An 11,020-nucleotide genomic window follows, 5' to 3' on the forward strand; every position below is an offset into this window, starting at 1 on the left:
ATGCTTGCCGGGCGAAAGGAAACGTAAAGTGGTACAGCACCCGATGGATATCAAGTTCGCCCACCGCTTGTCTTATAAACAAGCCAGACTGACAGTGCTGGTCGGATTCGTCTTGGGAACCTTGCTCAGCCTGATACAGATTGGGATTGATTATGCCAGCGAAGACGCTTCCATCAACCGGGAAATACGTGCGCTGATTGAAATCAGCCATAACCCGGCTTCGCGCATCGCCTACAACATCGACGCCGAGCTGGCCCAGGAACTGACGCTGGGCCTGCTGCACTCCCCCGCCATCACCCATGCACAACTGATCGACAACAACGGTTTGGTGCTGGCCGATGTCCATCGCCCGCGCAAGGAAAGCACCTACCGGCCCATCAGCGACTTCCTGTTTGGCGCCAACCGCCAATTCGAAGATCGGCTCTACCTCGCCCACATGCCCAACGATTCCCTCGGTGTACTGCGTCTTGACGTAGACACCTACGCGTTCGGCAGCCGCTTCCTGCACCGCGCCGAGATCACCCTGCTCAACGGCTTCGCCCGCAGCCTGATCCTCACCGGCATTCTGTTGGCGCTTTTCTACGTGATGCTGACCAAGCCGCTGGTGCGCATTATCCGCGAGCTGAGCTCACGCAAGCACGAGCGCCTGGACTGCCCGCCGGGGCACGAGCACGACGAAATCGGCGTACTGGTCAACGTTGCCAACCAACAGTTTGAAAACATGGAGACTGAAATCCAGCAACGCCGGCATGCTGAAAATCGCCTGACCGAATACCTCGGCCAACTGGAAGACATCGTCTCCGCCCGCACCACCGAGCTCAAGGCGATCAATCATCGGCTGACGCTCTCGAACGACGAGCTGGAAGCGGCGAAGATGACGGCCCTGGGCATGGCCCAGGCACGGGCGGCGTTCCTGGCCAACATGAGCCATGAAATCCGTACACCGCTGAACGGCCTGCTGGGGATGATCGCCCTCTCCCTCGACAGCCCGCTGAACGCCGAGCAACGCCAGCAACTGTCGATCGCCCATGACTCCGGCAAAGTACTGGTGGAGCTACTCAACGATATCCTCGACCTGTCGAAGTTCGACGCCGGCCAACTGGAACTGGAAAGCATCCCGTTCGACCTCGGTTCACTGGTGGAAGACACCGCCAACCTGCTCTCGCAAAACGCCGCGCCCAGCGTGGAGCTGACGTGCCTGATCGACCCGCAGTTTCCCGCCCAGGTGCTGGGCGACCCGACGCGGGTACGGCAGATTGTCAGCAATTTGCTGTCCAACGCCCTGAAGTTCACACGTTTCGGCCGGGTGGATGTACGCCTCAGTGCCCAGGCCGGCCGGGTCAGGATCGAGGTGTGCGACACCGGTATCGGGATCGCCCAGGATGCCCAGGTCAAGATTTTCCAGCCGTTCACCCAAGCCGGTGCGGGCATCACCCGCCAGTTCGGCGGGACAGGTCTGGGCCTGGCGCTGACCCACAACCTGTGCGAAGCCATGAAGGGCCGCCTGAGCATCAGCTCGGAAGCTGGCTTTGGCAGCCAGTTCTGTGCCGACCTGCCCTTGCCGACCCACTTGCCGGCGGTGCGCCTGGCGCCTTTGGCTGGAGATGTAATCGCCATCACCAGCACCAGCAGCGGGCTGGCAGAACTCCTCACCAGCCTGCTGCCGAGTTGGGGCCTGGCTCCGCGCTGTTATTCCATCGACGATGACTTGAGCGGGCAGAATCCCGACCTGCTGATCACCGACTGCCCCGAATGCCTGTTCCGCCTGCGCCCGATGATCACCGCCCCGATCCTGGTGGTAACCGCCTACGGCAACTTCATGCCCAGCGAAGAAGTCGCGGCCCTGGCCCCCTTGCAGCAACAGGCCCGCCCCCTGAGCCGCACCGCGCTGTACCAGGTCCTGCAACGCAACTTGCGCACCGATCCGGACCTGGTCCTGGACCTGATCCAACTGGAAACCGGCCCCCTCGCCCACCGGGCGCGCATCCTGCTGGTGGAGGACAACCCGGTCAATCAACTGGTGGCCAAGGGCATGCTCGGCAAGCTCGGGTGCGAGGTGATCGTCGCCGCCCACGGTGGTGAAGCCCTCAAGCTGCTGGAAGAGCAAGGCTTCGACATGGTGTTGATGGACTGCAATATGCCGGTGATGGATGGCTATGAGGCCAGTCGGCAGATCCGCCGCAGCGGGCGCTGGCCGGACTTGCCGATCGTCGCCTTGACGGCCAATGCCATGTCCGAGGAACGCGAGCGCTGCCGGGCTGCGGGCATGAACGATTACCTGGCCAAGCCGTTTCGCCGGGAAGAACTCAAGGCCTTGCTCGATCTGTGGGTGCCGACTACGACAAGTCTTTGATCTGGCGCAACAGCTGATCCAGACCGTCACGCAAGGCATCGGCCTGGTTCAGATCAACGCCGCTGTCACACAACAGGCGAGCCTTCAGCGGCTGCACCCGGTCGCGCAGGTGCCGGCCTTCATCGGTCAGGCTCAGGTGCACTTCACGCTCATCCAGCGCACTGCGCTGACGCCGCACCAGGGTAAGCTGCTCCAGGCGCTTGAGCAGTGGCGTCAGCGTGCCGGAATCCAGCAGCAGGCGCTCGCCCAGGGCCTTGACCGTAGGCTGCGACACCGCTGCAGCCTGCCATTCCCACAGCACCAGCATCACCAGGTATTGCGGATAGGTCAGGCCCAACTGATCGAGCATCGGCTTGTAGGCCCGGGTGACCGCGCGGGAGGCGGCGTAGAGCTTGAAGCACAGTTGGTCGTCGAGGGCCAGGGACAGGTCGGTCATTTGAGCAGGGCTTCGATCTCTTGGGTCAGGTCCTGGGGCTTGGTGGTCGGGGCGAAGCGCTTGACCACCTGGCCGTCGCGACCGATCAGGAACTTGGTGAAGTTCCACTTGATGCCCTTGGAGCCCAGCAATCCCGGGGCCTGCTTTTTAAGCTGTACGAACAATGGGTGGGCATCGCTGCCGTTGACGTCAATCTTCTTGAACAGCGGGAAACTGACACCAAAGTTCAGCTCGCAAAACTCCGAAATGGCGCCTTCGTTGCCCGGCTCCTGCTTGCCGAACTGGTTGCAGGGAAAGCCCAACACCACCAGTCCCTGGTCCTTGTAATGCTGCCAGAGCTCCTCAAGCCCCTTGTATTGCGGGGTGAAGCCGCACTTGCTGGCAGTGTTGACCACCAGAATCGCCTTGCCGGCGAAATCGGCCAAGGTCTTTTGCTCACCCTTGATGGTGGTGCAAGGGATGCTCAGCAGGTTGTCGCTCATGGCAGTGCCTCTACAGAGATAAGAAGGACTGAACGATAGTAGGCAATTCAATTGTGTGCAATTTAATTGGCGGGACTTATGCCTTGATATAACGGCCCCTGCGGGCACGAAGCCCGCAGGAGCCTGGCGGCTCAGCGCGGTACCAGGTCCAGGCACACCGAGTTGATGCAGTAACGCAAACCGGTCGGTGGCGGTCCGTCCGGGAACACGTGGCCCAGGTGCGCATCGCACTTGGCGCAGGTGACTTCGGTGCGGATCATGCCGTGGCTGACGTCCCGGATCTCGACCATGGCCTGCTCGGCGATCGGCTCGTAGAAGCTGGGCCAGCCGCAGCCGGAGTCAAACTTGGCCCTGGAATCGAACAGCGGCTCATTGCAGCAGATGCAGTGGTAGACGCCGTCGGTCTTGGTGCCGTTGTACTTGCCGCTGAACGGTCGCTCGGTGCCTTTGAGGCGGCACACGTTGTACTGCTCCGGGTCGAGCATGGCTTTCCATTCTTCAACGGTTTTCTGCAACTTTTCCATCGGTACACCTCGGCAACTGAAAAAGCCTGATCTGTGTCTTTTCCATGGATCAGGCGGCACGTATGATTGCGCCTCTTCAAAGCGCCAGTCTGGCACCCGCGTTACCGGCATTCAAACGTATTTATGGGTCAGGCCAACGCAGGATTCTCAGCACGGTAGTCTTCACACCGTCTGGATCGTTCATTTTCAGGATCACATCGCCATGCAGGTCAGCAAATCGAACAAGCTCGCCAACGTCTGCTACGACATTCGCGGCCCGGTGCTCAAGCACGCCAAACGCCTGGAAGAGGAAGGCCATCGCATCCTCAAGCTGAACATTGGCAACCCGGCACCCTTTGGTTTCGAAGCGCCGGACGAAATCCTCCAGGACGTGATCCGCAACCTGCCTACCGCACAAGGCTACAGCGACTCCAAAGGCCTGTTCAGCGCGCGCAAGGCCGTCATGCAGTACTACCAGCAGAAGCAGGTTGAAGGTGTCGGCATCGAAGACATCTACCTGGGCAACGGCGTGTCCGAGCTGATCGTCATGTCCATGCAGGCCCTGCTCAACAACGGCGACGAAGTACTCGTTCCGGCTCCCGACTACCCGCTGTGGACCGCCGCCGTAACCCTGGCCGGTGGCCATCCGGTGCATTACCTGTGTGATGAAGGCGCCGACTGGTTCCCGGACCTGGCCGACATCAAGGCCAAGATCACCCCGAACACCAAGGCCCTGGTGATCATCAACCCGAACAACCCCACCGGCGCCGTCTACTCCAGGGAAGTGTTGCTGGGCATGCTCGAACTCGCGCGCCAGCACAACCTGGTGGTGTTTTCCGATGAGATCTACGACAAGATCCTCTACGACGACGCCGTGCACATCTGCACCGCCTCCCTGGCGCCGGACCTGTTGTGCCTGACCTTCAACGGGCTGTCTAAATCCTACCGGGTGGCGGGCTTCCGTTCCGGCTGGATCGCCATTTCCGGCCCCAAGCACAATGCCCAGAGCTACATCGAGGGCATCGACATGCTGGCCAACATGCGCCTGTGTGCCAACGTGCCGAGCCAGCACGCCATCCAGACCGCACTGGGCGGCTACCAGAGCATCAACGACCTGGTGCTGCCACAAGGCCGCCTGCTGGAGCAGCGCAACCGCACCTGGGAACTGCTGAACGCGATTCCCGGCGTCAGTTGCGTCAAGCCGATGGGGGCGCTGTATGCGTTCCCGCGGATCGACCCGAAAGTGTGCCCGATCCTCAACGACGAGAAGTTCGTGCTCGACCTGCTGTTGTCGGAAAAGCTGCTGGTGGTCCAGGGTACGGCGTTCAACTGGCCGTGGCCGGATCACTTCCGGGTGGTCACCCTGCCGCGGGTGGATGACCTGGAGATGGCCATCGGTCGCATCGGCAACTTCCTGAAGTCCTATCGCCAATAATGGGCATTGCGCTGTGCGGCCCACCCGTGGTCGTACAGCGATTATCTGGCAACACTTCTCTGCCCTGCGCGGGCGGTATCGCCTTTTACACCTGCCGGCTCCACCCTTGCTCGGGCATCACCCTATAATTACAGGGCTGCAAGGTAATGGGGCGAGGCTGCCGAGCCACACCAGGCCTCGGAAATTCCCTTCAAGGCTCTACATTCAGGCTGTAGGACACAGTTTGAAATAGTCCCCCGGTTGAATAGCCCCATGCCGCACCTTATATACCCCGCAGTACGCGACATATTAAGCATGAGGAGAATTCTACAACCATGATGCGCATTCTGCTGTTCTTGGCCACTAACCTGGCGGTCGTGCTGATTGCCAGCATCACGCTGAGCCTTTTCGGCTTCAATGGGATCATGGCGGCCAACGGGGTTGATCTGAACCTCAATCAGCTGCTTATCTTCTGTGCGGTCTTTGGTTTTGCCGGGTCGATTTTCTCGCTGTTCATCTCCAAGTGGATGGCGAAGATGAGCACCAGCACCCAGATCATTACCCAGCCACGCACCCGTCATGAGCAATGGCTGCTGCAGACCGTCGAGCAACTGTCCCGCGAAGCCGGGATCAAGATGCCTGAAGTCGGGATCTTCCCGGCCTATGAAGCAAACGCCTTTGCTACCGGCTGGAACAAGAACGACGCCCTTGTGGCCGTCAGCCAGGGCTTGCTGGAGCGGTTCTCGCCCGACGAAATCAAGGCGGTGCTGGCCCACGAGATCGGCCACGTGGCCAACGGTGACATGGTCACCCTGGCGCTGGTCCAGGGCGTGGTGAACACCTTCGTGATGTTCTTCGCGCGGATCATCGGCAACTTCGTCGACAAGGTGATCTTCAAGAACGAACAGGGCCAGGGCATGGCCTACTACGTGGCGACCATCTTCGCCGAACTGGTACTGGGCTTCCTCGCCAGCTCGATCGTGATGTGGTTCTCGCGCAAACGGGAATTCCGCGCAGACGAAGCCGGCGCACGCCTGGCCGGTACCGGCGCGATGATCAGCGCCCTGCAGCACCTGCGCTCCGAACAGGGCTTGCCGGTGCACATGCCGAACACCCTGACCGCCTTTGGCATCAACGGTGGCATCAAGCAGGGCATGGCTCGCCTGTTCATGAGCCACCCGCCACTGGAAGAGCGAATTGACGCACTGCGTCGTCGCGGCTGATAGCGACAAGAAGAAGGGGCGATTCAATCGCCCCTTTTTTGTGGGCGCTCTTCAGCGCCTGGCCAACCGGTACACCCGCTCGTCCAGGCGCGTGACGCCATCCTTAACAAACTTCCAGCTGTCCCCCAGGATGTCCTGCTCCTGCAGCACATCCAGGCTCCACCGGCCGCCCAGGAGCAATTGCACTTCCTCATCGCTCACCGCGAACGGCGGGCCGGCCTTTTGCGACTGTTCATAATCGAGGGTGATCAACAGGCCACGACTGCCTCCCGCCAGAATCCCATTCAAGTGCGCCGCATACTGCTCGCGCATCAACGGTGGCAGGGCAATCAGCGCCGCCCGGTCGTAAAGCGCTGTGCAACCAACCACGGCCCCGGCATCCAGGGCGAAGAAATCCCCGCACCACAGCTCGATGGAACCCGCCTGGAAAACTTTGAAAGCGCCGCGCTGGCTGACCTGCGGCATCAGCTCCTGCTCGCTGAAAAACTCTTCAACGGCCTTTTCCGACAACTCGACCCCGATCACCCGATGCCCGATGCTCGCCAGCCACACCAGGTCCAGGCTCTTGCCGCACAACGGCACCAGCACCTGCGCCCCGTTCGCCACGCCCAGGCCGGGCCAGTGACGCAGCAGGTAAGGATTCACTTCGGGCAAGTGGAAACCCGTCTGATTGCGCGCCCAACGCTCATGCCAAAATCCAGGTTCCATGATTCACCCTAAAACTTGATCAAATAGCGCTAAAACTTATATTAGATTTAGATCAATGATCTGATTGAAGATGGTCCCATCTTAACCCTCAGGACCCTACTCATGCTGCCCAGCCTGTTTATCTCCCACGGTTCGCCCATGCTTGCCCTGCAACCCGGTGCCAGTGGCCCGGCACTCAAGCGCCTGGCGGCCGAGCTGCCACGCCCCAAGGCCATTGTGGTGGTCTCGGCGCACTGGGAAAGCCAGGGGCTGCTCGTGACTGGCAGCGCCGCACCAGAGACCTGGCACGACTTTGGCGGCTTCCCACGGGAACTGTTCGCGGTGCAGTACCCGGCCCCCGGTGACCCGCAGTTGGCCGCCCAAATCGTGCAGTTGCTCAAGGCTGACGGCCTGGAAGCGCGCATTGATGATCAGCGCCCCTTCGACCACGGCACCTGGGTGCCCCTGTCGCTGATGTACCCGGCGGCCGATATCCCAGTGGTGCAGGTATCGCTGCCAAGCCGCATGGGCCCTGCCCTGCAAACCCGTGTCGGCCACGCACTGGCGAGCCTGCGGGAACAGGGCGTGCTGCTGATCGGTTCCGGCAGCATTACCCACAATCTCGGCGAACTGGACTGGCAGGCCGGGCCGGAGAGCATCGAGCCCTGGGCGCGGGATTTTCGCGATTGGATGGTCAGCAAACTGGCAGCCAACGATGAAGCCGCGCTGCACGACTATCGTCGCCAGGCACCTCATGCCGTGCGCAGCCACCCCAGCGACGAGCATTTGCTGCCGCTGTATTTCGCCCGGGGCGCCGGCGGTGAATTCAGCGCAGCCCACCAAGGCTTTACCATGGGTGCGCTGGGCATGGACATCTACCGTTTCGCCTGATTGCAGGCAAAAAAAATCCCCGAACCAGTCGGGGATTTTTTATGTTCGATCAATCAGCCCGGGGGCGGATCAATCTTCGCGGTAGCGACGCAGCTTCAACTGCTTACCGGCAACGCGGGTGTCCTTCAGCTTGGTCAGGAGTTTCTCCAGACCATCTTCCGGCAGCTCTACCAGGGAGAAGCTGTCACGCACCTGGATGCGACCGATTGCTTCACGTGCCAGGCCACCCTCGTTGAGGATAGCGCCCAGCAGGTTCTTGGCAGCGATGCCATCACGCGCGCCCAGCGCGGTACGGCAGCGAGCACGGCCTTCAGCCAATGGAACCGGAGCACGACGCTCACGATCACCACGGTCCGGACGGTCGCCAGTACGCTCTGGACGATCACCGCGCGGAGCGTTGTTCGGCACCAGTGGACGTTCTTTCTCGATGGCAGCCAGGGTCAGGGCCTGACCGTTGGTAGCCTTGCGCAGCAGGGCTGCAGCCAGGGCACGCGGGGTGCAACCGATATCGGCAGTCAGGCGGTCCAGCAGGTCGCCGTGGGTCGATTCAGCATCAGCCACCAGTGGCGACAGGCTGTTGGTCAGTTTCTTGATGCGCGCATCGAGAACGGCCTGGGCATCCGGCAGGCGGACTTCGGCAACTTTCTGACCGGTTACACGCTCGATCACTTGCAGCATGCGGCGCTCACGTGGAGTCACCAGCAACAATGCACGACCTTCGCGACCAGCACGGCCGGTACGGCCGATACGGTGAACGTAGGACTCTGGATCGTAAGGCATGTCAACGTTGAACACGTGGGTGATACGTGGAACGTCGAGGCCACGGGCAGCAACGTCGGTCGCCACAACGATGTCCAGACGGCCATCCTTGAGGGAGTCGATCACGCGCTCACGCTGGTTCTGGGCAATGTCACCGTTCAGCGCAGCGGCTTTGTAGCCTTTGGCTTCCAGGGCGCTGGCCAGGTCCAGGGTCGCTTGCTTGGTGCGCACGAACATGATCAGGGCGTCGAAGTCTTCGACTTCCAGCAGGCTCAATACAGCCGAGGTCTTCTGGTCAGCGTGAACCAACAGGTGAGCCTGTTCGATCGCGGTAACGGTCTGAGTCTTGGTCTGGATCTTCACGTGTTGCGGATCGCGCAGATGGCGTTCGGCAATGGCACGGATCGACTGTGGCAGGGTAGCCGAGAACAGTACGGTCTGACGGGTTGCTGGCAGTGCCTTGAAGATGACTTCCAGGTCGTCCATGAAGCCCAGCTTGAGCATTTCGTCAGCTTCGTCCAGAACCAGGTGGTTCACGGTCGACAGCACTTTTTCGTCGCGACGCAGGTGGTCGCACAGACGGCCCGGAGTGGCGACAACGATCTGTGCGCCGTTACGGATTGCTTTCAGTTGTGGGCCCATAGGCGCGCCGCCGTAAACGGCCACAACGGTAACGCCCGGCATTTGCTTGGCGTAGGTTTCGAAAGCGGTTGCTACTTGCAGCGCCAACTCACGGGTTGGCGCCAGGATCAGGGCTTGCGGCTCGCGCTTGGCAGGATCGATGCAGTGCAGGATTGGCAGGGCGAACGCGGCGGTTTTACCGGTACCGGTTTGCGCTTGGCCAATCATGTCTTGGCCGGCCATGATGATCGGGATCGATTGCTGCTGAATAGCCGAAGGTTCTTCGTAGCCAGTCGCGATGACGGCAGCAAGAATGTTCGGGTTAAGATTAAAAGCGGCGAAGCCGCCGGTTTCCTGGGTCATGGGTCTGCCTCTAAGTGCATCCGCAAAGACCCATGCTCCAAAGCTGCGCATGCCGTGTTGAGACTCAAGAGTCGCCCTGGCTGCTTTGTCGGCGGGGATTTGCGAAAACGAATGAATGAAAAAGATTCGTCAAGGAAGAGTCCGCTGTGCGGACGTGCAGCCGAAGCTGACTTCGGGGAATTGCGCTACCTAAACGCGGCCCGGTTAAAGGCCGGCGCGCACTATACCGGAAATCGCTGAAAAAGGGAGCTTTTTTTATCGCAAACCGCAGGTAAACGCCTCTGCATCAAAGGCTTTGCGCATCCAGGCAGCAGGGTCTATTTTTCAAAGGCCCGGCCCTGTTGGTCATGACGCTTAAACGGTTCACCCTTAACAGCGGGCCCTTCGGTCCGAAACCTCCCTTTGCGCCCGAGGGCACACCCCATGAACCAAGCCACCAACAGCCGCGTCAGCCGTGAACAGCAGGGTCATGTCCTGTTGCTGGGACTGGATCGCGTGGCCAAGCGCAATGCGTTCGACCTGGAATTGCTCAATGATTTGAGCCTGGCGTATGGCGAATTTGATCGCAATGAGGAAGCGCGGGTGGCCATTGTCTTCGGGCATGGCGATCACTTTACCGCCGGATTGGACCTGGCCAATGTGGGGCCCACGATGGCACAAGGCTGGCAACCGCCGTTGGGTGGTTGTGATCCGTGGGGCGTTTTCGCGGGGCCCCGGGTCAGTAAGCCGGTGATTGTTGCGGCTCAGGGGTACTGCCTGACCATTGGTATCGAGTTGATGCTGGCGGCGGATATCAATCTGTGTGCCAGCAATACCCGGTTTGCGCAGATGGAAGTGCAGCGCGGGATTTTTCCTTTTGGGGGCGCGACGTTGCGCTTTCATCAGATCGCGGGGTGGGGGAATGCCATGCGCTGGTTGCTCACGGGGGATGAGTTTGATGCCCATGAAGCGCTGCGGTTGGGGTTGGTGCAGGAGGTAATGGCCAGCGAGGATTTGTTGCCTCGGGCGGTGGCGCTGGCAAACCGCATTGCCCAGCAGGCGCCGCTGGGGGTGCAGGCCACGCTGATGTCGGCGCGTCAGGCACGGATCGAGGGGGAGACCGCGGCGGCGGCCGGGTTGCCCGTTTTGGTGGAGAAACTGCTGAATAGTGAGGATGCCAAGGAAGGTGTACGGGCGATGGTCGAGAAGCGGCCTGGGGTTTTTAAAGGCTGTTGATTGTGGAGGGGGCTTGGGGCGGGGTACATATCCGTTATTTAGGTAACGGCCACTATTGGTTCCGCTCTTACAG

The 11,020-nt window shown here is 60.8% G+C and carries 10 protein-coding genes; 5 read left to right on the top strand and 5 right to left on the bottom strand.

Features of this window, described 5'->3' with window-relative positions:
- Positions 1-43: 43 nt before the first annotated feature.
- Positions 44-2,353, top strand: a complete 2,310-nt coding sequence (locus HX817_RS15705; RefSeq protein WP_003209064.1) for a response regulator — start codon at positions 44-46, stop codon at positions 2,351-2,353.
- Here HX817_RS15705 and HX817_RS15710 read toward each other — a convergent pair.
- The 3 genes from HX817_RS15710 to msrB form a co-directional block, all read right to left on the bottom strand.
- On the bottom strand, positions 2,337-2,789 hold the full coding sequence (locus HX817_RS15710; protein WP_087694772.1) for a MarR family winged helix-turn-helix transcriptional regulator: 453 nt from the start codon (positions 2,787-2,789) through the stop codon (positions 2,337-2,339). The genes HX817_RS15705 and HX817_RS15710 overlap by 17 nt on opposite strands.
- Positions 2,786-3,271 (bottom strand): glutathione peroxidase, encoded by a 486-nt coding sequence (locus HX817_RS15715; RefSeq protein WP_003209061.1) that lies wholly within the window; start codon positions 3,269-3,271, stop codon positions 2,786-2,788. The genes HX817_RS15710 and HX817_RS15715 overlap by 4 nt, the downstream gene beginning before the upstream one ends.
- 131 nt (positions 3,272-3,402) lie before the next feature.
- Positions 3,403-3,795 carry a peptide-methionine (R)-S-oxide reductase MsrB gene (gene msrB / locus HX817_RS15720; RefSeq protein WP_003209059.1) on the bottom strand — a complete coding sequence of 131 codons (393 nt, stop codon included), beginning with the start codon at positions 3,793-3,795 and terminating at the stop codon, positions 3,403-3,405.
- A 202-nt stretch (positions 3,796-3,997) separates the two neighbouring features.
- On the opposite strand from msrB, the gene HX817_RS15725 reads away from it, so the two are divergent.
- Together HX817_RS15725 and htpX are read left to right on the top strand one after the other, a co-directional pair.
- Entirely contained in the window at positions 3,998-5,209 is a 1,212-nt protein-coding gene (locus HX817_RS15725) for a pyridoxal phosphate-dependent aminotransferase (protein ID WP_003209058.1), read from the top strand.
- Between the two features lie 314 nt (positions 5,210-5,523).
- Positions 5,524-6,411 (top strand): protease HtpX, encoded by an 888-nt coding sequence (htpX, locus tag HX817_RS15730; protein WP_003209055.1) that lies wholly within the window; start codon positions 5,524-5,526, stop codon positions 6,409-6,411.
- A 51-nt stretch (positions 6,412-6,462) separates the two neighbouring features.
- On the opposite strand, the gene HX817_RS15735 is transcribed toward htpX, so the two are convergent.
- Complete coding sequence (locus HX817_RS15735) at positions 6,463-7,119, bottom strand: thiopurine S-methyltransferase (RefSeq protein ID WP_177040539.1); 657 nt, start codon at positions 7,117-7,119, stop codon at positions 6,463-6,465.
- 102 nt (positions 7,120-7,221) lie between these two features.
- On the opposite strand from HX817_RS15735, the gene HX817_RS15740 reads away from it, so the two are divergent.
- On the top strand, positions 7,222-7,989 hold the full coding sequence (locus HX817_RS15740) for a class III extradiol ring-cleavage dioxygenase (RefSeq protein WP_102368447.1): 768 nt from the start codon (positions 7,222-7,224) through the stop codon (positions 7,987-7,989).
- 69 nt (positions 7,990-8,058) lie between these two features.
- Here HX817_RS15740 and HX817_RS15745 read toward each other — a convergent pair whose 3' ends face one another.
- A complete protein-coding gene (locus HX817_RS15745; protein WP_003209050.1) occupies positions 8,059-9,732 on the bottom strand; it encodes a DEAD/DEAH box helicase in 1,674 nt (557 codons plus the stop codon).
- 423 nt (positions 9,733-10,155) lie between these two features.
- Between HX817_RS15745 and HX817_RS15750 the strand changes: the two genes are divergently transcribed.
- Positions 10,156-10,947 carry a crotonase/enoyl-CoA hydratase family protein gene (locus HX817_RS15750; RefSeq protein ID WP_177040540.1) on the top strand — a complete coding sequence of 264 codons (792 nt, stop codon included), beginning with the start codon at positions 10,156-10,158 and terminating at the stop codon, positions 10,945-10,947.
- Positions 10,948-11,020 lie beyond the last annotated feature (73 nt).

This window comes from Pseudomonas sp. C6002 (assembly GCF_013385805.1).
GTDB lineage: Bacteria > Pseudomonadota > Gammaproteobacteria > Pseudomonadales > Pseudomonadaceae > Aquipseudomonas.

Coding starts and splice junctions, on each gene's coding strand:
- HX817_RS15735 (WP_177040539.1), bottom strand. CDS start 7,119: ATGGAACCTGGATTTTGGCATGAGCGTTGGGCGCGCAATCAGACGGGT.
- HX817_RS15715 (WP_003209061.1), bottom strand. CDS start 3,271: ATGAGCGACAACCTGCTGAGCATCCCTTGCACCACCATCAAGGGTGAG.
- HX817_RS15740 (WP_102368447.1), top strand. CDS start 7,222: ATGCTGCCCAGCCTGTTTATCTCCCACGGTTCGCCCATGCTTGCCCTG.
- HX817_RS15725 (WP_003209058.1), top strand. CDS start 3,998: ATGCAGGTCAGCAAATCGAACAAGCTCGCCAACGTCTGCTACGACATT.
- HX817_RS15745 (WP_003209050.1), bottom strand. CDS start 9,732: ATGACCCAGGAAACCGGCGGCTTCGCCGCTTTTAATCTTAACCCGAAC.
- HX817_RS15750 (WP_177040540.1), top strand. CDS start 10,156: ATGAACCAAGCCACCAACAGCCGCGTCAGCCGTGAACAGCAGGGTCAT.
- HX817_RS15710 (WP_087694772.1), bottom strand. CDS start 2,789: ATGACCGACCTGTCCCTGGCCCTCGACGACCAACTGTGCTTCAAGCTC.
- HX817_RS15705 (WP_003209064.1), top strand. CDS start 44: ATGGATATCAAGTTCGCCCACCGCTTGTCTTATAAACAAGCCAGACTG.
- msrB (WP_003209059.1), bottom strand. CDS start 3,795: ATGGAAAAGTTGCAGAAAACCGTTGAAGAATGGAAAGCCATGCTCGAC.
- htpX (WP_003209055.1), top strand. CDS start 5,524: ATGATGCGCATTCTGCTGTTCTTGGCCACTAACCTGGCGGTCGTGCTG.